Source organism: Methylobacterium sp. PvP105 (assembly GCF_017876975.1).
GTDB classification, from domain to species: Bacteria; Pseudomonadota; Alphaproteobacteria; order Rhizobiales; family Beijerinckiaceae; genus Methylobacterium; species Methylobacterium radiotolerans.
This window is the reverse complement of record NZ_JAGIPA010000001.1, coordinates 2,890,970-2,912,964: the sequence shown is the minus strand read 5'-3', so window position 1 is coordinate 2,912,964 and position 21,995 is coordinate 2,890,970. Positions and strand designations below refer to the sequence as shown.

General features: G+C 73.8%; 21 protein-coding genes. 10 read left to right on the top strand and 11 right to left on the bottom strand.

The window, feature by feature from the left end:
• Positions 1 to 49: 49 nt before the first annotated feature.
• Positions 50 to 1,966 (top strand): ABC transporter ATP-binding protein, encoded by a 1,917-nt coding sequence (locus tag J3A75_RS13775; RefSeq protein ID WP_083374341.1) that lies wholly within the window; start codon positions 50 to 52, stop codon positions 1,964 to 1,966.
• 118 nt (positions 1,967 to 2,084) lie between these two features.
• The gene (locus J3A75_RS13770) at positions 2,085 to 2,984 is read left to right on the top strand and encodes a cell envelope integrity EipB family protein (RefSeq protein ID WP_024830314.1); all 900 of its coding nucleotides are present in this window, start codon (positions 2,085 to 2,087) and stop codon (positions 2,982 to 2,984) included.
• A gap of 9 nt (positions 2,985 to 2,993) precedes the next feature.
• On the opposite strand, the gene J3A75_RS13765 is transcribed toward J3A75_RS13770, so the two are convergent.
• A complete protein-coding gene (locus J3A75_RS13765; protein ID WP_012318847.1) occupies positions 2,994 to 3,290 on the bottom strand; it encodes a DUF3572 domain-containing protein in 297 nt (98 codons plus the stop codon).
• Positions 3,291 to 3,370: 80 nt separating this feature from the next.
• On the opposite strand from J3A75_RS13765, the gene J3A75_RS13760 reads away from it, so the two are divergent.
• The 5 genes from J3A75_RS13760 (at position 3,371) to J3A75_RS13740 (ending at position 8,495) form a co-directional block, all read left to right on the top strand.
• The gene (locus tag J3A75_RS13760) at positions 3,371 to 3,742 is read left to right on the top strand and encodes a response regulator (protein WP_012318846.1); all 372 of its coding nucleotides are present in this window, start codon (positions 3,371 to 3,373) and stop codon (positions 3,740 to 3,742) included.
• 170 nt (positions 3,743 to 3,912) lie between these two features.
• Entirely contained in the window at positions 3,913 to 5,286 is a 1,374-nt protein-coding gene (locus J3A75_RS13755; RefSeq protein WP_070999345.1) for a PleD family two-component system response regulator, read from the top strand.
• 132 nt (positions 5,287 to 5,418) lie between these two features.
• Positions 5,419 to 6,639, top strand: a complete 1,221-nt coding sequence (locus tag J3A75_RS13750) for a DUF2252 family protein (RefSeq protein ID WP_029359389.1) — start codon at positions 5,419 to 5,421, stop codon at positions 6,637 to 6,639.
• Positions 6,640 to 6,804: 165 nt separating this feature from the next.
• Positions 6,805 to 7,767 carry an acetyl-CoA carboxylase carboxyltransferase subunit alpha gene (locus tag J3A75_RS13745; protein ID WP_029359388.1) on the top strand — a complete coding sequence of 321 codons (963 nt, stop codon included), beginning with the start codon at positions 6,805 to 6,807 and terminating at the stop codon, positions 7,765 to 7,767.
• Positions 7,764 to 8,495, top strand: a complete 732-nt coding sequence (locus J3A75_RS13740; protein WP_024830317.1) for a DUF1796 family putative cysteine peptidase — start codon at positions 7,764 to 7,766, stop codon at positions 8,493 to 8,495. The genes J3A75_RS13745 and J3A75_RS13740 overlap by 4 nt, the downstream gene beginning before the upstream one ends.
• 72 nt (positions 8,496 to 8,567) lie before the next feature.
• Here the strand turns inward: J3A75_RS13740 and J3A75_RS13735 are convergent, their stop codons facing one another.
• Positions 8,568 to 8,819 (bottom strand): DUF1640 domain-containing protein, encoded by a 252-nt coding sequence (locus J3A75_RS13735; protein WP_070999340.1) that lies wholly within the window; start codon positions 8,817 to 8,819, stop codon positions 8,568 to 8,570.
• Between the two features lie 452 nt (positions 8,820 to 9,271).
• On the opposite strand from J3A75_RS13735, the gene J3A75_RS13730 reads away from it, so the two are divergent.
• Complete coding sequence (locus J3A75_RS13730; protein ID WP_024830319.1) at positions 9,272 to 10,786, top strand: murein L,D-transpeptidase family protein; 1,515 nt, start codon at positions 9,272 to 9,274, stop codon at positions 10,784 to 10,786.
• Between the two features lie 4 nt (positions 10,787 to 10,790).
• Here J3A75_RS13730 and J3A75_RS13725 read toward each other — a convergent pair whose 3' ends face one another.
• The 9 genes from J3A75_RS13725 to J3A75_RS13685 form a co-directional block, all read right to left on the bottom strand.
• Entirely contained in the window at positions 10,791 to 10,964 is a 174-nt protein-coding gene (locus tag J3A75_RS13725) for a YqaE/Pmp3 family membrane protein (RefSeq protein ID WP_012318839.1), read from the bottom strand.
• A gap of 113 nt (positions 10,965 to 11,077) precedes the next feature.
• Entirely contained in the window at positions 11,078 to 12,694 is a 1,617-nt protein-coding gene (locus tag J3A75_RS13720) for a c-type cytochrome (protein WP_012318838.1), read from the bottom strand.
• A 21-nt stretch (positions 12,695 to 12,715) separates the two neighbouring features.
• Positions 12,716 to 13,087 carry a hypothetical protein gene (locus tag J3A75_RS13715; RefSeq protein WP_012318837.1) on the bottom strand — a complete coding sequence of 124 codons (372 nt, stop codon included), beginning with the start codon at positions 13,085 to 13,087 and terminating at the stop codon, positions 12,716 to 12,718.
• Positions 13,087 to 13,584, bottom strand: a complete 498-nt coding sequence (locus tag J3A75_RS13710; RefSeq protein ID WP_012318836.1) for a TspO/MBR family protein — start codon at positions 13,582 to 13,584, stop codon at positions 13,087 to 13,089. The genes J3A75_RS13715 and J3A75_RS13710 overlap by 1 nt, the downstream gene beginning before the upstream one ends.
• Positions 13,581 to 14,807 carry a geranylgeranyl diphosphate reductase gene (locus J3A75_RS13705; protein ID WP_012318835.1) on the bottom strand — a complete coding sequence of 409 codons (1,227 nt, stop codon included), beginning with the start codon at positions 14,805 to 14,807 and terminating at the stop codon, positions 13,581 to 13,583. The genes J3A75_RS13710 and J3A75_RS13705 overlap by 4 nt, the downstream gene beginning before the upstream one ends.
• A gap of 4 nt (positions 14,808 to 14,811) precedes the next feature.
• Positions 14,812 to 16,278 (bottom strand): BCD family MFS transporter, encoded by a 1,467-nt coding sequence (locus tag J3A75_RS13700; RefSeq protein ID WP_245364324.1) that lies wholly within the window; start codon positions 16,276 to 16,278, stop codon positions 14,812 to 14,814.
• A complete protein-coding gene (gene chlG / locus J3A75_RS13695; RefSeq protein ID WP_012318833.1) occupies positions 16,278 to 17,162 on the bottom strand; it encodes a chlorophyll synthase ChlG in 885 nt (294 codons plus the stop codon). The genes J3A75_RS13700 and chlG overlap by 1 nt, the downstream gene beginning before the upstream one ends.
• Before the next feature lie 371 nt (positions 17,163 to 17,533).
• Positions 17,534 to 18,979: a transcriptional regulator PpsR gene (ppsR, locus tag J3A75_RS13690; RefSeq protein ID WP_012318832.1), complete on the bottom strand. Its 1,446-nt coding sequence runs from the start codon at positions 18,977 to 18,979 to the stop codon at positions 17,534 to 17,536.
• Between the two features lie 29 nt (positions 18,980 to 19,008).
• Complete coding sequence (locus J3A75_RS13685) at positions 19,009 to 19,899, bottom strand: B12-binding domain-containing protein (RefSeq protein ID WP_043073611.1); 891 nt, start codon at positions 19,897 to 19,899, stop codon at positions 19,009 to 19,011.
• Positions 19,900 to 20,216: 317 nt separating this feature from the next.
• On the opposite strand from J3A75_RS13685, the gene bchF reads away from it, so the two are divergent.
• Positions 20,217 to 20,723, top strand: coding sequence for a 2-vinyl bacteriochlorophyllide hydratase (bchF, locus tag J3A75_RS13680; protein WP_070999336.1), 507 nt, complete (start codon positions 20,217 to 20,219; stop codon positions 20,721 to 20,723).
• Positions 20,720 to 21,994, top strand: coding sequence for a ferredoxin:protochlorophyllide reductase (ATP-dependent) subunit N (locus tag J3A75_RS13675; RefSeq protein WP_070999334.1), 1,275 nt, complete (start codon positions 20,720 to 20,722; stop codon positions 21,992 to 21,994). The genes bchF and J3A75_RS13675 overlap by 4 nt, the downstream gene beginning before the upstream one ends.
• Position 21,995: the final 1 nt, after the last annotated feature.

Here is a 21,995-nt window from a genome sequence, read left to right as displayed (position 1 = left end):
TGCGCCTCGTCCAATCCACGTCCGAAACCCGGCCGGTCATCCCCAGGGGATGAGCGGGCCCGCGCCGCGGCCGGGGGCGGGCCCGCGCCAGCGCCTCCGCGAGCGACTCGCTGGGCGCCTCGGTGGGCGCCTGGGCGAGCGCCTGGGCGAGCGCGTCGGCGCCCTGCGCTACCTGCCGACCCTGTTCCGGGAGATCGCCGCCGCGAGCCCGCGCCTGCTGGCGGCGAGCCTGTCGCTGCGCCTCGTGGCGGCCTGCCTGCCGGTCCTGACCCTCTACCTCGCCAAGCTGATCCTCGACGGGATCGTGGCCGAGCACGCCCGGCCGGCGCCGGAGGCGGGGCTCGCGGCGTGGTTCGCCGATCCCGGCCGGGCGCGGCTCGCCGGCCTCGTCGCCGCCGAGCTCGGCCTCGCCCTGCTCTCGGACCTGACCGGCCGGCTCACGAGCCTCGTCGAGACCCTGATCGGCGACCTCTACGCCAACGCGGCCTCCCTGCGGCTGATGGCGCACGCCGCCGAGCTCGACCTCGCGCAGTTCGAGGACAGCGCCCAGCAGGACCGGCTGGAGCGGGCGCGCCGGCAGGTCAGCGGCCGCACCGGCCTCATCGGCACGGTGTTCGGCCAGCTGCAGGGCCTCCTGACCCTCGCGACCCTGGCGGTCGGGGTCGCGGCCTTCACGCCCTGGCTCGTCGTGCTGATCGCCGCCGCCCTGGTCCCGGCGGTGCTCAACGAGTGGCACTTCACCAAGGCCGGCTACCGCCTCGCCTGGATCCGCAGCCCGGAGCGGCGGCGGATCGACTACCTGCGCTACCTCGGCGCCAGCGTCGAGACCGCCAAGGAGATCAAGCTCTTCGGCCTCGCGGGCTACCTCACCGGGCTCTACGCCGCGGTGGCGGGGCGGCTGCTGGCCGAGAACCGCAACCTCGCGGTCGCCCGGGCCGGCTGGGGCTTCGCCTTCGCGAGCCTCGGGACGCTCGCCTACTACGCCGCCTACGCGGTGATCGTCTGGCGGACGGTGGCGGGCGCCTTCTCGGTGGGCGACCTCGCCTTCCTGGCCGGCGCCTTCCAGCGGCTGCGCGGCGGCCTGGAGGGGCTGCTCCTCGGGCTGACCCAGATCACCGGGCAGGCGCAGTACCTCGAGGATTTCTATGCCTTCTTCGCGATCCGGCCGCAGATCCGCTCGCCCGCCCGGCCCGTGCCGGTCCCGCGCCCGATCCGGGAGGGGCTGGTCTTCGAGGGGGTCGGCTACCGCTATCCCGGCACGCAGACTTTCGCGCTGCGCCACCTCTCCTTCGCGGTCCGCGCCGGGGAGACGGTGGCGCTGGTCGGCGGCAACGGCGCCGGCAAGACCACGATCGTCAAGCTGATGACCCGGCTGTACGACCCGCACGAGGGCCGCGTGCTCCTCGACGGCGTGCCGCTCGCCGCCTACGACCTCGACGAGTTGCGGGCGCGGATCGGGGCGATCTTCCAGGACTTCGTCCGCTTCGACCTCACCGCCGGGGAGAACGTCGCGGTCGGCCGGATCGAGGCCGCCGACGACGCGGGCCGCATCGCGGCCGCGGCGGCCCGGGGGCTCGCGGCCCCGGTGATCGAGCGCCTGCCCGCGGGCTACGCCCAGCCGCTGGGCAAGCGCTTCGCCGGCGGCCTCGACCTCTCCGGGGGCGAGTGGCAGAAGGTCGCGCTGTCCCGGGCCTACATGCGCGAGGCCGAGATCCTGATCCTGGACGAGCCGACCGCCGCCCTCGACGCCCGGGCCGAGCACGACGTCTTCGCGCGGTTCCGGGAATTGTCGGCCGGGCGGACGGCGGTGCTGATCTCGCACCGCTTCTCCACCGTGCGCATGGCCGACCGCATCCTCGTCCTGGAGGGCGGCCGGGTGCTGGAGGAGGGCAGCCACGCCGCCCTCATGGCCCGCGGCGGCCGCTACGCCGAGCTGTTCACCCTCCAGGCAGAGGGCTACCGGTAGGCGGGCCGCGGCCGCCCGGCGCCGCCGCGTCCCGCAGGCGCGAGGTCCCGCGACGCGGCCCAAGCATTGCCCGATTCCGTCAGCCTGCTATCTGCGGCGGACCGAACCGGGGTTGTCCATGCGCCTGCGCCTCTCCCACCTGCTGACGGCCGGCCTTCTCGTCTGCGCCGGGCCCGCCCGCGCGGCCCCGCCGGCCGGGCCCGAGCCGGAGGCCAAGCCGCCGGCGCCCGAGATCGTGCTCGCCAACCACCGCGCGGTCTACGACCTGTCGCTCGCCGAGGGCGGCGGCACCCGCTCGGTGGAGAGCGCCCGCGGGCGCATCGTCATCGATTTCCGGGGCGACGCCTGCCGCGGCTACACGATGCAGACCCGCCAGGTGACGGAGCTGTCCTCCGGCGAGACCGGCGCGCGCCTGTCCGACATGCGCAGCACCACCTTCGAGGGCGGGCAGGGGCGCGAGTTCCGGTTCAAGACGACGACGCTCACCAACAACAAGCCCGCCGCCCCCGTGGACGGGACCGCCTCCGAGCAGGGCGACGCCCTGACGGTGAGGCTGAAGGGCGGCCCGAAGCCGTTCACCGTGGAGGGGCCGGTCCTGTTCCCGAGCGAGCACATGCGCCGCCTGATCGAGGCGGCGCGGGCCGGCCAGTCGACCCTCGCGGTCAAGGTCTTCGACGGCTCGGACGACGGCCGGAAGGTCTACGACACCTTCGCGGTGATCGGCCACGCCGCGACCGGCCCGGCCCCGGCCGCCGACTCGACCCGCGACAAGCCCCTGCGCGAGGGCTCGCTGGCCGCCATGCCGCACTGGCCGGTCCGCCTCAGCTACTACACCGAGGGCGCCGGGGAGCGCACGCCGATCTACACCCTCGGCTTCGACCTGTACGAGAACGGCGTCAGCGGCGCGCTCAAGCTCGATTACGGCGACTTCGCCATCCTGGGCGACATGACCGCCCTCGACATCGACGCCAAGGCCGGGCGGGCCGACAGGGAGGCGGGGAAGGGCTGCACGCCCTGAGGGCCCGCCTCACGCCCACTCGTCGTCCGGCCGCGGCGACAGCCTCTGCCAGGCCGCGGCGATCCGCTCCGGCTTGATGCCGAGGCCGTTCGCGCAGGCGACGAGCACGTTCTCGTCACCCATCACGTGGTCGAGCACGCCCACCAGGAAGGCGGGCTCCCGGGCGCTCGCGCGGAGCGTGTCGGGGCTCAGGCCGCTCGCCGCCAGGAAGGGCAGGAGACGGTCGTCGTCCCCAGCGATCCACAACAGAACGTCCAGGGCGAGCCGTTCGGCCGACTCATCCCCTTGAAGAGGTTTGCCATTCATCAACATGTGAACGCTACAAAGGTGACGGAGGGGCTTCACGGCCCGCTAATCATGATCGGCGCGCACCGGGACAACGGATCATGAAGAAGACGGTGCTGATCGTCGAGGACAACGAGTTGAACATGAAGCTGTTCAACGATCTCCTGGAGGCGAACGGCTACGCGACGCTCAAGACCGCCCACGGCATCGAGGCGATCGAGCTGGCGCGCGCCCACCACCCCGACCTGATCCTCATGGACATCCAGCTCCCCGAGGTCTCCGGCCTCGAGGTGACGAAATGGCTCAAGGAGGACGACGACCTCAAGGGCATCCCGGTGATCGCCATCACGGCCTTCGCCATGAAGGGCGACGAGGAGCGGATCCGCGAGGGCGGCTGCGAGGCCTACCTGTCGAAGCCGATCTCGGTCGCGAAGTTTTTGGCAACGGTTCGGGCCTATCTTGAACCGCGTTGACGCCGGCGAGGCGTGCCGTTGAACCGGCCCCCCGGCCGCGCCGGGCCGGGGGGCCGGTTCAACCGTCCGTCCCGTCGTGTCCGCCCCGGCCCCGGCGGCCGACCGGCGGCGCGCACCCACGGCACACGGCGCCCGGTCCGGGCCGCTCACCCGCGCCCTGACGAGGAAGCATGTCGGCCCGTGTCCTGATCGTCGACGATCTGTTCCCGAACGTCAGGCTTCTGGAGACGAAGCTCGGCCTGGAATATTTCGACACGCTCGCGGCCATGAACGGCCGGGACGCGATCGCGATCTGCGAGAAGGGCCTCTGCGACCTCGTCCTGCTCGACGTGATGATGCCCGGCATGGACGGGTTCGAGGTCTGCCGGCACCTCAAGAACAACCCGCTCACGGCCCATATCCCGGTGGTGATGGTCACGGCCCTCGACCAGCCCGCGGACCGCCTGCGCGGCCTCGATGCCGGGGCCGACGACTTCCTGACCAAGCCGGTGGACGACACCGCCCTGTTCACGCGGGTGCGCAGCCTGGTGCGGCTCAAGGCCGTGACGGACGAGCTGCGCCAGCGCGCGCTCGCCTCCCGCGAGTTCGGCATCGGCGATCCCCTGGCGCTCGCCACCGCCGAGACCGGCCTCGACGCCCGGATCCTGCTGATCGAGGACCGTCCCGGATCGGCCGAGCGCCTCGCCGGGGCCCTGCGCCAGCACCACGTCGTCACGGTCGAGCCCGACCCGCAGGAGGCCCTGCGCCGCGCCGCCGAGGAGACCTTCGACCTCGCCCTGGTGAGCCTCGACCTCACCGGCTTCGACGGCCTGCGCCTGTGCAGCCAGCTCCGGTCCCTCGACCGGACCCGGGCGATGCCGCTGATCATGCTCGCCGAGGAGTACGACCGCGCCCGGGTGGTCCGCGGCCTCGATTTCGGCGTGCACGACTTCCTGATGCGGCCGGTCGACCGCAACGAGCTGATGGCCCGGGTCCGCACGCAGGTGAAGCGCAAGCGCTTCACCGACGCGCTCCGCGGGGCGATGCAGGCCTCCCTGCAGATGGCCGTGACCGATGCGCTCACCGGCCTGCACAACCGGCGCTACCTCGACAACCACCTCGGCACGCTGTTCGGCGACGAGGCCGCCCGCCGGGCGAACCTCGCCGCGCTGATCCTCGACATCGACCACTTCAAGGGGATCAACGACAGCTTCGGCCACGAGGCCGGCGACGAGGTGCTGCGCGGCTTCGCCGAGCGCGTCCGCCAGCACACGCGGCCCATCGACATCGTGGCGCGCTACGGCGGCGAGGAGGTGGTGGTGATCCTGCCGGAGGCGGGCCTCGTCGAGGCGCAGGGCATCGCCGAGCGCATCCGCGAGCGCGTCGAGGCGATGCCGTTCACCGTGCAGCGGGCGAGCCGGACCGTGTCGGTGACGGTCTCGATCGGCGTCGCCGTGCGCCGCGGCGACGATCTCGGCCCCGCCGACATGCTCCGCCGGGCCGACCTCGCCCTCTACCGGGCCAAGGCGGCCGGGCGGAACCGGGTCGAGTCGCAGGCGGCCTGACCGGCGGCCTGACAGGCGCCCCCCCGCGTCAATCCGCGCGCCCGCGCGCGCGGATGAAAAGGCCGGCCTCGCCGTGTTATCGGATTCGGCCGGCCCGGCGAGGCCGGCGGAGCGGCGCGCGGGACCGAATCCATGGACATGCAGGTACCGGCACGATCCGGCCGCGACGCGAGCGTGCTGAACCACCGCCGCCTGTGCAAGATCGCCTCCTCGCCGCACGCCTACGTCCGCGGCAGCACGGCGCGGTTCTACGAGCTGCTCGCCGGGATGCCGGCCGGCACCCTGCCCGAGGGGCCGCCGGTCTGGATCTGCGGCGACGCGCATCTCGGCAATCTCGGCGCGCTCGCCGGCCCGGACGGCGGGATCGACATCCAGATCCGCGACCTCGACCAGACCGTCGTGGCGAACCCGGCCTTCGACCTCGTCCGGCTCGCGCTCTCCCTGGTCACCGCGGCGCTCAACGCGACCCTGCCGGGCATCGTCACCGCCCGGATGATGGACGCGATGGCGGACGGCTACGCCGACGGGATCGCCGATCCCGAGGGGGCCGAGCGGGGCGTCGACCCGTCCGAGATCGTCGTCACGACGAAGCGGCGGGCGCTCGGCCGGCGCTGGCGCCACCTCTCGCGCGAGCGGCTGAAGGGCAAGGCCGCCCGGCTCCCGCGGGGCAGCCGGTTCTTCGACCTCGACCCCGACGAGCAGGCGTCGCTGACGGCGCTGGTCCGCGACCCGGAGATCCGCCGCCTCGTCCTGGCGCTCGGCAGCGCGGCCGACGGCGCCGAGATCCGGCTGCTCGACGCCGCCTACTGGATCAAGGGCTGCAGCTCCCTCGGGCGCCTGCGCTACGCCGCCCTGGTGGAGGTCCTGGGCGGCGACCGCCCGCAGCTCGCCCTCCTCGACGTCAAGGAGGCCGTGCCGCACCTCGCGCCGGCCGCCGCCGGGATCGCGGTGCCGCCCGACCACGCCGAACGCGTCGTCGCGGGCGCGCGGGCGCTGTCGCCCAACCTCGGAGACCGGATGGTCGCCGGCCATGTGGGCGACCGCGCCGGCGGCACGCCCGTCACGGTCCGCGAGCTGCTGCCGCAGGATCTCAAGATCGACGCCGAGCAGTTCTCCCGCGGCGAGGCGGTCCGGGTCTCCCGGCACCTCGCCGCCATCCTGGGCCGGGCCCACGGCCGCCAGATGGGCGCGGCCGACCGCCGGACCTGGATCGACGCCGTGCGGGCGCCGGGGCCGGGCCCCGACGCCCCCGGCTGGCTCTGGTCGGTGGTCACCGACCTGATGGGCGCGCACCAGCGCGGCTACCTGGAGCATTGCCGCCGGATCGCCCGCGAGGCGCGGGACGCGGCCTGACGCCCGATCGCCGCCCGACACCGCCCGACGCCGCCCGACACGGCGTGCCTCGACCCCGGCGCGGGGCGCATCCGCCACAACGCCGGTTGACACCATCCCCGCCATCGCCAACACCTCGCGCCCGCCGCCTCTCGCGCGGCGGACCCCGGGAAGACCTGTGATACGATGGCGGTGACGCGCACCTACCTCGACTTCGAGAAGCCGGTGGCCGAGCTGGAGGCCAAGCTCGAGGAGCTGCGCGCCGTGAGCGCGCGCGACGGCGCGGTCTCGATCGCCGAGGAGGTCGGCCGGCTCGAGGCCAAGGCCGGCCAGGCGCTCGCCGAGATCTACGCGAATCTCACGCCCTGGCAGAAGACCCAGGTGGCCCGCCACCCGCAGCGGCCGCACTTCGTGGACTATTGCGACGGGCTCATCACCGAGTTCACCCCGCTGGCCGGCGACCGCAGCTTCGGCGAGGACGAGGCGATCCTGGGCGGGTTCGGCCGGTTCCGCGGCCGGCCGGTCCTGGTGCTCGGCCAGGAGAAGGGCGCCACCACCGAGGCGCGGCTGCGCCACAATTTCGGGATGGCCCGGCCCGAGGGCTACCGCAAGGCGGTCCGGCTCATGGAGACCGCCGACCGGTTCGGCTTAGCCGTCATCGCCTTCGTGGACACCGCCGGCGCCTATCCGGGCATCGAGGCGGAGGAGCGCGGCCAGGCCGAGGCCATCGCCCGCTCGACCGAGGCCTGCCTCGCGCTGGGCGTGCCGAACGTCGCCGTGGTGATCGGGGAGGGCGGCTCGGGCGGCGCCATCGCGCTCGCCACCGCCAACCGGGTGCTCATGCTGGAGCACGCGATCTACGGGGTGATCTCGCCGGAGGGCGCCGCCTCGATCCTGTGGCGCGACCAGGGCCGCGCCTCCGACGCCGCCACCGCCATGAAGATCACCGCCCAGGACCTGCTGCGGCTCGGCGTCATCGACGGGATCATCCCGGAGGCCACCGGCGGGGCGCACCGCGACCGCGAGGCGGCGATCCGGGCCGCGGGCGACGCCGTCGCCGACGCCCTCGCCCAGTTCGACGGCCTCTCGCCCGCCGAGGTCCGCGACCGGCGCGCGGAGAAGTTCCTGGCGATCGGCCGGACCCTGTGAGCGAGCCCGGGGCGACGGGGGGCCTGTTCGGCGCGCTCGGCCGGCTGCTGGGCCGGCGCGACGCGCGGGAGCCGGGCCGGCACAACCACGTCTCCCTCGGCTGCAATTGCCAGATGGCGCACGTCCTCAAGACGCTCGACCTGCGCCAGTGGTCGGGGCCCCTCGACTGGATCTTCTCCATGCCCGGCATGGCCCGGGACTGTCTCGCCGACGACTTCGCCGCGCTCGTCGACCGGGGCCAGCTGGAGAGCATCCCGGAGGCCGAGCGGCGCGGCCCCGGCATCTGGCGCGGGCGCCACCGCCTCTACCGGGAGCGGCACGGCCTCGAGTGCGTGTTCAACCACCACGACCCGGCGACGAGCGAGGCGGACTACGCCTTCCTGACCGAGGGCGTGCGCCGGCTGCGCCGGGCCCTCGACACGCCGGGCACCGACAACCGGCTCTGGATGATGACCCATCTCCACACGCCCCGGGACGTGGTCGAGGCGATCGACGACCTGCTCGGGCAGCGCGCCAGCCGCAACCACCTGACCTTCGTGCAGCTCGAGACCGGGCACCCGCGCATGGCGGTGGTCGAGGCGGTCGACCTCCGGCCCACCCTGCGCTGGCTCACCGTGCACACGCCCTCGGAGCCGGTCGGCCTGCGGCTGGCCGACCCGGCCGACGACGCGGCGCTGGTGGCGATCATCCGCGCCGAGGCGGCGCGGCGGCCGGCGCTGTTCGCCTGAGCGGCCGCCCGGGAGCGACGTTGCGGGGGCAACGTGGCCGGGGCGACGGCCGGTCGGCGCCCGGGGCGGCCGTCAATGGGCGGCGCGCGACAGGGCAACGATCGCGCCGACGATGACGATCGTCTGGACGCCGATCGAGCCGATCACCCATTTCATGATGTCGACCGTCGCTTCGGCCAGATCGGTCTCGGTGACGCGGTTCGTCAGATCGGAATCCCGACTCTCGCGGATCGCCGCGGCGATCGCCTCGGCCTGATCCTCGGACAGGCCGGTCGCCCGCAGGCGACGGACGAGGGCGTGCGTGTCGAGCGAGAGGGCCGTCATGGGCGACGTTCGCGTGTTCGAGCCGTCCGGGTCGATCGGCCGAATCCGGATGGCAGCCTCCGCGACCGTGGCGCCCTCATCCCGCCGGGGCAAGCAGCTCGAAGTCGGGCGCCCGGCGCGGTCACGCGCGTCCGCTCCGCAGGGAGTCCACCGGTACGCGCACCGGGCCGGCAGGACGGACCGGGGGCCGGACCGCGGGCCGGACCGCGCACGCGCACCGCCTGTCTCGCCGCGCGGCCCTGCGGCTCGAACGGCGCCGGCCCGCGACCCCGCCGCGGCGCGCTGTGGATAGGGTGCATCCGCCGGCTCTCCACACCGGAGAACAATCCAGTGTTGCAGCCGGGTCCTTGCGGTAAGGAAGGCGCAAGCTTAACGAGCCTATTGGGTTGGGGAGTGGCACCCGACGCGGCCAGCAAGGCCCGCGGGCGCGCGTAAGACGATCGAGGTTCCCCATGACGGCGCGTCTCGCGACCGCGCGACTGCTGGCGGCGGCGTCCCTGCTGGCCCTGTCGCTCGCCGCCTGCCAGGACGGTTCCGGGATCAACGGCCCGAGCGCGCGCAGCCTCGCGCCGATCGCCCCCCAGACCGTCGCGCTGATGCAGTCCAAGGGGATGCAGCCCTCCGACCCGATCCTGATCCGCACCTTCAAGAAGGAGGCGGAGATGGAGATCTGGAAGCGGGGGAGCGACGGCCGCTACGCCCTGATGAAGACCTACCCGATCTGCCGCTGGTCCGGCCAGCTCGGGCCGAAGACCCGCGAGGGCGACCGGCAGGCGCCCGAGGGCTTCTACACGATCACCCCGGGCCTGATGAACCCGAACTCCTCGTACTACCTGTCGTTCGACACGGGCTTCCCGAACGCCGTCGACCGGGCCAACGGGCGCACCGGCAAGTACCTGATGGTGCACGGCACCTGCTCGTCGGCGGGCTGCTTCGCCATGACCGACGCCACCATCGCGGAGATCTACGCCGTCGCCCGCGACGCGTTCATCGGCGGCCAGCGCAGCTTCCAGTTCCAGTCCTACCCGTTCCGGATGACGGCCGAGAACATGGCCAAGTTCCGCAACGACCCGAACATCGCCTTCTGGCAGAACCTCAAGGAGGGGTCCGACTATTTCGAGGCCCTGCACGAGGAGCCGAAGGTCGGCCAGTGCGGGACCAAGTACGTGTTCGGCGGGGCCGACGCGGCCGCCGGCGCGTGCCGGCCGCACGTCGACCCGCTGGTGGCCGAGAAGAGCGCGCACGACGCCCGCGCGGTCGCCGACCTCGTCGCCAAGGGCACGCCCGCGGTGCGGGTCGTCTACCAGGACGGCGGCCAGAACCCGGTCTTCCGCCCGCAGAACGCCAGCGCCTTCGCGAGCCTCGGCGGCACCGAGACGGTGCTGCCCTACGACGCCAAGGAGTACGGCCGGCACAATCTCGGCGACGTGAGCCGCCCCGAGACCCTGGCGGCGGGCCCGCAGGAGATCGAGGTCGGCCCGAAGGGCCGGCCCACGATGCTGGCCGGCGCCGAGCCGGAGGTGCCCGCCCGGGCCGCGAAGGCCGGCGGCAAGGGGCACGGGCGCGAGCCGGCGGCGCCCGCGGCGCCCACGACCCTCATGGCGAACCGCGCCGATCCCGGCGCGCAGGTCGAGACCACGGCGGCCCTGCCCGACAAGCCCGCCCGGATCGCCGTCGCGGACGCGGACGGCGATGCGAGCAGCTACCAGAAGCTGTTCGGTCAGCTCTTCGCCAAGGACAAGCCGGCCCCGGCGGCGCCCCCGGCCCCTCCGGTCGACGCCGCGGCGGCGCCGGAGCCGGCGAAGCTCGCCCACGCCGCCGAGACGGCCGCGCCGCGGGCCGCCAAGGCCCACGCGGTGAGGACCGCCAGGGTCGAGGCGAAGGGCGACGGGAAGGGGAAGGGTGACGGGAAGGCGGAGGCGAAGCCCGCCCTCCGGAAGGGCGAGCCCGAGGGCCGGAAGCCCTGACGGCTCAGACCAGCGGACGGTCGCGGTTCATCAGCCACAGGGCGTGGACCGTGCCGGGCAGCCAGCCGAGGATCCACAGCAGGATGTTCAGCAGGAACTGCAGGCCGAAGCCCGTGGTGACGAGCACGGCGATCGGCGGGAAGAAGATCGCGAGCAGGATGCGGACGAGGCTGGACACGGGGACTCCGGGCGCGAGGTAGGCACGTCCCGGCTCCAACGGCACACGGTTTCATCCGTTCCGCCCGATCCGGCCGCGACAGCCCCGGCCTGCCGGGGCCGCGCGGCGGCGCCTCAGTTCCTGGCCGGCGGCGTGGTGGCGGAGGGGACGTTGGCGGCCTGCTTCTCCGGGTGCTTCACCTGGCTGTAGGCGACGTTGGCGAAGGTGCCGATCACCGCGGGCCAGCTCGGCTTGCCGTATTGCGGGTCGTCGCGGCCGACCTTGCAGAAGGCCGTGGTCAGGCCGTTGACGATGTCGTCGTCGGTGACGCCGGTCGGCTCCGCCTTCACCTGCTGGACCAGCCGGGCGAGGGTCGGGACGAAGTCCTGCTGCTTCAGTCCGGTCAGGCTCGCCTGGATGCCGAGCTTCTCGAAGGCGGCCTTGAGCTTGTCCTGCTCGATCTCCGCGCAGGGGGCGGTGCCGGCCAGCATGGTTCGGGTGGCGGCGCGCGCCTCCGAGGCCTTGTCGCCGGTCACCGGCGGCGCCCTGTTGCCCCAGGAATTGCGGATGTAGTCGGTGACGTTCTTCACCTCGACATCGGTCATCTGCTGGCCGATCGCCACCATCGGGGCCAGCCCGCTCTGGGCGGCGAGGCCGCCGTAGATCACCCGCAGCACCGTCTCGGGCCCGTCGGACTGGACCGAGGTGTTGCCGGCGAGCGCCGGGACCGCGCCCTCGATGCCCTTGCCGTCGGGCTGGTGGCACGAGGAGCAGTAGGTCAGGTAGGTGGAGGCGCCCGGCGCGTCGGGCGTGTCGAAGGCCGTGAGGTCCTTCGGCTTGTAGGTCTGCTTGGCCGGCACGGTGCGCAGGTACGCGACCATGGCCTTGAGGTCCTCCTCCTTCACCTTGGAGAGGGATTCCATGATGGTCTGGCGCATCGGGCCGGCGGCGACGCCCGGCCGGTCGCCCGGGGCGGTGCCGGTCTTGAGGTAGGTCACCACCTGCTCGTCGGTCCAGGCACCGATGCCCTGGTGGCCGTCCGGGGTGATGTTGGGGGCGTACCAGCCGTCGATCACGCCGCCGCCGAACCGGCCCGCGAAGCTCGAATTGCCGACGAGCTTGTTCTCGTTGTGGCACATGGCGCAGTGGCCGAGGCCCTCCACCAGGTAGGCGCCGCGGTTCACCTCGGCGCTGGCCTTCGGGTCGGGCTTGAAGCGCTCGTCGGTGAAGAAGGCCGTCCGCCACGTCACCAGCGCCGTGCGGACGCTGAACGGGAACGGGATCTGGCTCTCCTGCCGCTTCTCGTTCACGGCCGGGACCGATTGCAGGTAGGCCCAGATCGCCTGGGTGTCCTCGTCGGTGACCTTGGTGAACCAGCCGAACGGGAAGGCCGGGTAGAGGTAGCCGACGTTCTTGCTGTAGCCGTGCCGGAACGCCTGGTCGAAGTCGGCGTAGCTCCAGTTGCCGAGGCCGGTCTCCTTGTCGGGGGTGAGGTTGGGGGTCATGATCACGCCGAAGGGCATGTTCAGCGCGTAGTTGCCGGCGAGGTACTTGCCGCCCGGCGCCGTGTGGCAGGCCGCGCAGTCGCCCATGGTCACGAGATACTTGCCGCGCGCGATCTGGTCGGCCGACCCGTCCTGCGCCAGCGCCGGCGCGGCCGGGAACAGGCTCGCCAGGAACAGGCTCCCCAGGATCGGCGCCGTCCGGATCGGCGGCAGGCGGCCGGAGGAGAGGGCTCTCGTGCGCTGCATGCCGCGTCTCCCATCCCGAGTTTAGAGCTGTTTGAGATTTGTGACGCGCGTGAACGCGGCCGTTCGGGGCGTTGTTCCGGGCGGCGCCGGGCTGCGGCGATGTGCCGTGGCGGACCGGAAGCGCAGGCCGAGATCGGCCAGATGGGCGGCGAGCCCGGCGAGCATCCACCCGGCGACCGCGACGAAGCCGGCCCCCGCCAGCGCCGCCCGCAGGGCCAGCATCAGCGCGGCGCCGGAGGCGAGCGTGGCCAGCAGGGACGGCAGCGGCGGCCCGCCCCGGCGGCTGAGCCAGGCGAGGACGAGGGCCTCCAGGGCGACGAGCAGGAGGATCCCGTCGACGATCCGGCCCGAGGCGAAGGCGGCGGCGAGGGCGGCGGCGAGCGGCGGCTCCATCACGCCGGCTCCCCGAAGGGCGCGTTGAGGCGCACGATCCGCAGGTTCAGGCAGGCGGCGACGCTGACCCAGGCGAGGTAGGGCAGGTTCATGAGGCCCGCCGCGACGGAGATCCGGCCGGTGACCAGCACCAGCACGGCGATCGACAGCCACAGGGCCGCGACCTCGGCGAGCGCCCAGTCGGGCCGGCGGAACCGGAAGAACAGCACGCTCCAGGCGATGTTGAGCACCCCGTTCACCGCGAAGGCGGCGATCAGCACGCCCCGGGCGACGGGGTCGGCCGCGCCGCTCCAGGCGAGGACCGCCGAGGTGGCGGTCAGCGCGAAGATCACCGCCCAGACCGGCCCGAAGGCCCAGTCCGGCGGCTTCCAGGCCGGGACCCGCAGGCGCCGGTACCACGTGTCCGTCGTGGTCGCGAGGCCGCCGGCCACGGCCACCAGCACGGCGGCGGCGGCGGCCACCGCGGGCGGCCCGAGATCGGCGAGGCCGAGGCTCACGGCGAGACCCAGCGGAACAGGTGGGCGAGGTCCTTGAAGAAGATCCGCGCGTGGGCGGCGGGCTTCGCGCGGACCAGCTCCTTGTTCATGTAGCTGTCCCAGGTGAGCTGCTGGACGTCCTTGTCCCGGCAGATCGAGACGAAGCGCTCGCGCAGACCGTCGCTGCGGTACCAGACCCACTGCATCATCCCGAGGATCCAGAACACGCGCCCGTGCAGCTTCATGAACCGTCTTCGCGCGCGCCCGAGCGCCCGGGCATCGCCGGTCTCGAGGAAGGCGGCGGCGGCCTCGGCGGAGAGGCGCCCGCCCAGCATCGCGTAGTAGATGCCCTCCCCGGAGGCCGGGGCGACGACGCCGGCGGCATCGCCCGCCAGCAGCACGTCGCGGCCGTTGTCCCAGCGCTTCAGCGGCTTGAGGGGGAGGGGGGCGCCCTCGCGCCGGACGGTCTCGGCCCCGTCGAGGCCGGTCGCCACCCGCAGAGCGCGGATCGAGGAGCGCAGGGAGAAGCCCTTCCGGGCGCTGCCGGTGCCGATGCTCAGCGTGTCCCCGTGGGGGAAGATCCAGCTGTAGAAATCCGGCGAGTGGCGGCCCTGGTAGTAGACGTCGCAGCGGGTCGCCTCGACCGACCCGGCCCCGGGGGCGCCGGCCTCCGGCACCCGGAGGATCTCGTGATAGGCGAAGACCTGCCGCATCCTGGCGTGGCCCGGCACCTCCGCGCGGCCGACCGGCGAGCAGGCGCCGTCGGCGCCGACGACGAGGCGCGCCCGGACGGCGTGGCGGGCGAGGCCGGTCCCCGCGCCGGTGGTGAAGTGGACCAGCGGCGGCCCGTCGTCGGGCCGGGTGATCCGCTCGAAGGCGGCCGCGCGCAGGTCGGCGCCGGCCTCCGCGGCCCGGGCGCGCAGCCACGGGTCGAAATGCTCGCGGTCGACCATGCCGACGAAGCCCTCGCCCACCGGCATGTCGACGGTCTTGCCGCTCGGCGCCACCATCCGGGCCGAGCGGATCTTGGCGACGAGGAGCGCGTCGGGGATCGCGAAGTCGCGGATCAGCCGCGGCGGGATCGCGCCGCCGCAGGGCTTGATCCGCCCGGGCTTGTCGAGGAGCAGCACCGCGTGGCCGGCCCGGGCGAGGTCGGTCGCCGCCGTGGCGCCGGCCGGCCCGCCGCCGACCACCACGACGTCGTAGCTGTCGCGGCCGGGGCCGCCGTCGTCCAACCGGGCCATGGCCTCACCTCGCGCTGAAGGCAGGATCGAGCGGCACCGGGTCCGGTGCCGGGGCTGAGTCGAGCCGGGCCGCCAGGACGACCGCGACGAGGAACAGCAGCCCTTCCGCGGCGAACACCGCCGCGTAGGCCTGGACGGGTTCGGCGGTGACGAGCCGGACGGCGTCGACCGCCACCGCTCCGAGGAAGCCGCCGGCGCCGAAGGCGACGCCCTGCGCGGCGCCCCAGACGCCCATGCGGGTGCCGCGCTCCCGCGCGTCGCCGCGGCCGGCGAGCGCCATCATCGAGCCGATGGCGGCGACCGCGTAGGCGCCGTTGGCCACCCCGAGGGCGAAGACCGTCGTGCGCAGGGGGAAGTCCGATCCCGCCGCCGCGCCGCTCGCCAGGGCGAACAGGGCGGCGGCCGAGCCGGCGCAGCCGATCCCGATCCAGAGCCGCAGGGACGCGAGGGCGGTGCCCCGGGCGAGGAGCGTCACCGCCGCCACCAGCAGCATGCCGGCGAGCACGCCGCCGTGCTGGAGGCCGGCGAGCTTGGTGGTGGCGCCGGGGGTCATCGCGAAGACGAGGCCGGCATAGGGCTCCAGGATCAGCTCCTGGGCGCTGTAGGCCAGCATCGACACGAAGACGAAGACCGTGAAGGTCCGGGCCACGGGGTCGGCCAGCACCCGGGCCAGCACGGTGAAGAACGGGCGGCGGGCCTCCGCGGGCTCGGGGGCCCGGACCGGCAGGCGGCGCTCGACACCGGCGAGCGCGAGCGCCGCCACGCCGAAGGCGACGAGCGAGACCGTGCCCGAGACCGCGACGAGCCGCGGGCCGGAGAACGGGTCGAGGAAGTGCCCGGCGAGCGGCGCCGTGACGGCGAAGCCGACGATCATCATCACCCAGACGACGGTGGCGGCCGCGCCCCGCCGGGCCGGCGCGACGCCGCCCGACAGCAGGACCAGGAGGGAGGTCCCGGCCGCGCCGACGCCCATGCCGACGCACAGGAACGAGAGGGCGGCGAGCGCCAGCCCCAGGGCGAGGTTCTCGGCCGCCAGCGCGGTGCCGCAGGCGGCGCCGAACCCGCCGAGGCAGAGGGCGGCCATGCCGCCGACGATCCACGGGGTGCGCCGGCCGCTCCGGTCGGACCCGTAGCCCCAGCGCGGGCGCAGGACCTGCACGGCGTAGTGCAGGGCGACCAGCAGGCCCGGCACGAAGGCGGGAAGCGCCAGTTCCACCACCATGACCCGGTTGAGGGTGGCGGTCATCAGCACGACGACGCTGCCCAGCGCGGTCTGGACGAGGCCGAGGCGGACGATCTGGGGCCAGCCCAGGCCGTCGGCCGCGCCAGGCTGCTCGGGCACCCGCCCACGAGAACCGCGACGTGCCCCCTCTCCCGTGCGGGAGAGGGGACCCGCGCCCGGCCCTGAAACCGGCTGCGCAGCGGAGGAACCGAGAGCCCCCGTACGGCGCGCGCGCGACTCGATCCCCATCACGCGCCTCCCACCAGCGGGCGCAGCGCGAAGGCCGCGACCAGCATGCCGAGGACGTAGAGCGTGGTGCCGGTGCCGTTGTACCAGATCGCCCGCTCCCGGGGATTCTCGAGGAACCGGGCCATCAGGGCGACCTGGCCGGCGAGGAGCGCCGCCACGAGGCCGGCGTGCCAGTAGCGCTCCCAGCCGGCGAGGAGCGCGATCACCGCGACCTGCGGCAGGGCCATGACCAGGCAGGCGAAGCGCGCGGCGCGCGCGGAGCCCATCTGCACCGGCAGCGACAGCAGCCCCATCCGCCGGTCGCCCTCCACGGACTTGAAGTCGTTGAGGGTCATGATGCCGTGGGCGCCGGCCGCGTAGAGCAGCGCCACCAGGAGCACCCGCCGGTCGGGCAGGGCGGCGGCCATGACGGCGGCGCCGGTGAACCAGGGCAGACCCTCGTAGCAGAGCGCCACCGCGGCGTTGCCCCACCAGCCGTTCCGCTTCAGCCGCACGGGCGGCGCCGAGTAGACCCAGGCGAGCGCGAGCCCGAACAGGGCGGCCCCGAGGATCCAGGGCCCGAGGGCGGCGGCCACCGCTAGCGACAGGGCCGTCCAGGCGAGGGCGAGGTAGAGCCCCCAGCGGCCCGGGATCCGCCCGGACGGGATCGGCCGGTCCGGCTCGTTGATCGCGTCGACGTGGCGGTCGAACCAGTCGTTGGCGGCCTGGCTGGTGGCGCAGACCAGCGGGCCGGCCAGCAGGATGCCGGCGGCGATCACCGGCCACTGGCCGCTGGCCGGCTGGCCCGAGGAAATGACCCCGCAGGCGAAGGCCCACATCGGCGCGAACCACGTGAGCGGCTTCAGCAGCTCGATGACTGCGCTCGGGGCGGGCGTAGCGGTCATGGCGGGAGGCTAACGGGGCCCGCCCGAGTGTCAAGCCAGATTTACACGACGCGACCACGTGTGCGCGACGTTTGTCGGATCAATACAGCGGCGGCCCAGAAATACATTATCCGAAACACCTGATAACCGCGGCGGCGGACCCGCCCGGCGCGGGCGGATCCTGGCGCGACGGCGGCGCCCCGGGCGCTCCCGGCGCCCCTCGGACGCGAGCACGATTCCGGGATCCTCGAGCCACTCGGCGCCCGGCTCAGGCACCCGGTTCCGGCACCGGGTTCCGGGCCGACGCGGCGCGCCCGCGCGGGGCTCCGGCAGGCCGGGCGGGGATGAACCGGACGGGACCCGCGGTCGGCCGCGCCCCGGGGCGGGGGCCGTCAGGCCTCCTCGACCGGGCCGTCGAGGTCGCCGACGCCGTAGCGGCGCATCTTGGCGTAGAGGCCCTGCCGGCTCAGGCCGAGCATCTCGGCCGCCGAGGCCCGGTTGTCCCGGGTGATCCGCAGGGCCGCCTCGATGCAGAGCTTCTCGATCAGGTCCGTCGTCTCGCGCACCAGGGTCTTCATCGAGACCCGGCCCACGAGCTCGGTCATCTGCTCCACCGAGCGGGGCACCTCCCGACCGACCCCGGGACGTCCCTCGGCGATCCGCCGCGGGCCCGACCGGATGGCGAAGCCCAGGCAGGGGCGGGTCCCGGCCACCGACACGGCGGCGACCTCCACGTCCTCCATGCCGCCGTAGGCGCCGCGGACGACGGTGGCGAAGCGGCGCACGGCGCCGTGGTCGACGAGGGTCGCGAACAGCGCCTGCGCCTCGGTCTCGTCGCGGCCGAGCCAGTGGTCGAGGGTGCGCCCGCGGGCCTGGCCCACGGTGGCGAGCTGCGCCAGCTCCAGGAAGGCGGCGTTGGCCATCAGGACCCGCCGCGCCGAATCGGTGACCACGAAGCCCTCCGGCATCGCCTCGATCACCGCGGCGGTCGGCGCCTCCTGGTCGGGCCCGGCCGCCGCGGCCGCCGGGTCGGCGGCCAGCTGCAGCAGGGCGCTCGCGCCGCCCTCGCCCCGGAACAGCGAGGCCGAGACCGTGACCTCGCCGCGCCCGTGCTGGAGCGCCGCCCGGATCTCGCCCGCCTGCCCGGTCGCCCGCAGGGCGGCGAACTGGGCCTCCAGGGTCCGGGTGCTGGCGGGATCGAACAGCTCGACGGCGTCCTGCCCGGCGATGCGCTTGGCCGGGCGTCCGAGGAGGCGCGCCGCCGCCGGGTTGGCCTCGGCCACCCGGCGCGTGCCGGCATCGACCACCAGCACCGGCTCGCCGGAGATCTGGAACAGCAGCCGGTAGCGGGTCTCGGCGGCGCGGAGCCGGTCGTAGTCCCGCTCCAGGGCCTGCTGGGTCTCGACCAGCCGGCGCTGCAGGGCCGCCACCGCCCGCATGTCGCGCCCGAGCACGAGGATCGGGCCGCCCTCCGAGGGCCGGATCGACGCGTAGCGGATCGGCAGGTCGGCGCCGTCGGGCGAGGGGTGGTTCACCTGGCGCCAGCGGGTGATGCCCTCGGTCCCGGCATCCCGCAGCAGGGCGTCGATCTTCGGGCGGCTCTCCACCGTGACGGTGTCGATCCAGCGCCGGCCCAGCCAGCCGGCCACGGTCTCGGCCGCGAGGTCGGCGCCGACCGCGGCGTCCCGAATCACCCCGTCGGCGTCGATCACCAGGGAGAGGTCCGCGGACGCCGCGACGATGCGCCCGACCGCCTCGCCCTGGAGGAGGCCGGCCACCTGCTGCAGGGCCGCGGGCGGCGACTGCGGGGAGGGGCGGGGCTGAGGGGTCACGGTCACCGCAATGTGATAGTCGGTTTGAGGCCCTTTCAGCAGGCCAATGCCTGTCTGTCCAGCAAAGCTTCCGCCGCGGCGGGCGCGAGGCACGCGTCCGACGCGCAGGCATCCGCCCCGACGATCCCCGCCTCGCCGCCGTGGCGCGCGAAGAAGGGGCCGCCGACCAGCACCCGGACGTCCCGGTTGCGCGAGTCGCGGCGCACCTCCGCCACCGTCGCCGTCAGGACCGGCAGCAGGACGTCGCAGGAGAGCGACAGGCCGACCACGTCGAACCAGTCCGACCGGAGCAGGTCCAGGGGGTCGACCCCCGGCCCGGGCACCGCGGTGGTCACGTCCCAGCCGGCCTCCCGGAAGAAGCTCGCGACCAGGGACAGGCCGAAGACGTGGGTCTCGCCCGGGCAGGGCAGCAGCAGGACGCTGCGCCCGTTGGCCGGGACCGATTCGCTCTCCAGCTCGGCGCAGAGGCGGCGGCTCACGGCGTGGAGCCGCCCGAGGGCCTCGGTCACCGCCAGGAAGTCGCAGGCATCCTCCTCCCAGAGGGCGCCGAGATGCCGGGCCGCCGGGGCGAGCAGGTCGAGGAGCAGGCGCGCGAGCGGCAGGCCGCCGTCGCGCAGGGCGTCCACCCGGGCGTCGAGGTCGACCGGGCCGGCGGCCAGGAGCAGGGCGCTGAAATCGGCGATCTCCCGCGCGCTCGGCGCCCGGTCCGCCGGGACGGCGCGGCCGGCGGGCCGGTGGGCGAGCATCAGGCGGGGCAGGATCTCCGCCTCGACGACCTTGGCGAGCGCGTCCGGGACGGGCCTGTGCAGGTCGGACCAACCGAGGGCAGTGTCGCGGAACACGGGAAGACCATCGCTCACGGGGCTGCAGCCGGCCGCGGACGGACCGTAATCAAGACGGCCACCGAAATGCCTCCAGTTTCCCATCGGCATCCTCCCTGAGACGACCCCGGCCCGGAAGGGCCGGCGGATCCGCTCGCCTGCTCGGTGTGGCGTTGCTCGCCCGTCTATTCTTCGCGTCCGCCAGTTCCTGGATCTGACAAGCCAAACGGCGGCAATCTCTGCCGTCTCAGTTGACGATACGCTTCCTGGCCATCTTGGCAATGATCTTATTCGAAGAAAAAATATCCCTCCCCGTGTCATACCGCAGAAGCGTCAAGCGCACTTGACACTTCCGGGACCCCCGCCCTAGCCTCTGTCAACGACGGAGCCTCTGGCGCCGCCGACCAGCAGGGAGCGGATGCATGGGTCCCGAGGACCGGCCGGCACGACCGCTCTACACGCCCGCCGAACGGCGCCGGCGCGATTCCTCGCCCTGGACCCTGGTCCAGGGGGTTCTGGCGCCCCTCCAGTTCGCGATCTTCCTGATCAGTCTCGCCCTGGTGCTGCGCGCCCTGGCCACCGGTGACGGCGCGCGCGCGGCCGAGATCTCGGTCGTCGTGAAGACCGTGGCCCTCTACGCAATCATGGTCACCGGTTCGATCTGGGAGAAGGTCGTGTTCGGACGGTGGCTCTTCGCACCCGCCTTCTTCTGGGAGGACGTGGTCAGCATGCTGGTGCTGGCCCTCCACACCGCTTACCTCGCGGCCCTCGCGACGGGCGCCCTGAGCGGGCAGGCGCTGCTGCTCCTCGCGCTGGCGGCCTACGCGACCTACGTGGTCAACGCGGCCCAGTTCCTTCTGAAGCTCCGGGCCGCGCGCCTGGAGAGGGCCGGCAGCCGCGCACCGCGTCTCGCGGAGGCGCTGCCATGAACGCCCCCCTGGCCCACCCGCCGTCCTGCGGCGGTATCGAACTGCGCCAGGAGCACGGCCAGCGGGCCGTGTTCTGCGGCCTCACCGGCATCGTCTGGCTGCACCGGAAGATCCAGGACGCGTTCTTCCTCGTGGTCGGCTCGCGCACCTGCGCGCACCTGATCCAGTCGGCGGCCGGGGTGATGATCTTCGCCGAGCCGCGCTTCGCCACCGCCATCATCGACGAGCGCGACCTCGCCGGCCTCGCCGACGCCAACGAGGAGCTCGACCGGGTGGTGACCCGGCTGATCGAGCGCCGGCCCGACATCAAGCTTTTGTTCCTCGTGGGCTCCTGCCCGTCCGAGGTGATCAAGCTCGACCTGTCCCGGGCGGCGCAGCGCCTGTCGGGCCGCCTCGCCCCCGTGCGGGTGCTGAACTATTCGGGCTCCGGCATCGAGACGACCTTTACGCAAGGTGAGGATGCCTGCCTCGCGGCGCTGGTGCCGGACCTGCCCCGCGAGGCAGAGGCAACCGCGTCGTCGCTCCTGATCGTCGGGGCGCTGGCCGACGTGGTGGAGGACCAGTTCCTGCGGATGTTCGCCGCGATGGGCATCGCGGATGTCCGGTTCCTGCCCGCCCGCCGGGCCGGCGCCATGCCGGCGGTCGGGCGCGGCACCCGCTACCTGCTGGCCCAGCCCTTCCTGACCGAGACCGCCCGCGCCCTCGAGGAACGCGGCGCCCGCCGGCTCGCGGCCCCGTTCCCGCTCGGCGCCGAGGGCACCACCGGCTGGCTGCGGGCCGCCGCCGAGGCGTTCGGCGTCTCCGGGGAGGCGTTCGACCGGGCGACCGCCGCGGGCCGGGCCCGCGCCGAGACCGCGCTCGCGCCCCACCGCGAGAAGCTCGGCGGCAAGCGGGTGTTCTTCTTCCCCGACTCGCAGCTAGAGGTGCCGCTCGCCCGCTTCCTCGCCCGGGAACTCGGCGCTGAGCTCGTGGAGGTCGGGACGCCCTATCTGCACCGGGGACATCTCGCCGCCGAGATCGAGTGGCTTCCCGCGGGCACACGCGTGACCGAGGGCCAGAGCCTCGACGACCAGATGGACCGCTGCCGGGCGGCCCGCCCGGACCTCACGGTCTGCGGCCTCGGCCTCGCCAACCCGCTGGAGGCGGAGGGGCTGTCGACCAAGTGGTCGATCGAGTTGCTGTTCACGCCGGTGCAGGGCTACGAGCAGGCCGGCGACCTCGCCGAGCTGTTCGTGCGCCCGCTCCGACGCCGTGCCCTGCTGGAGGTGTAGC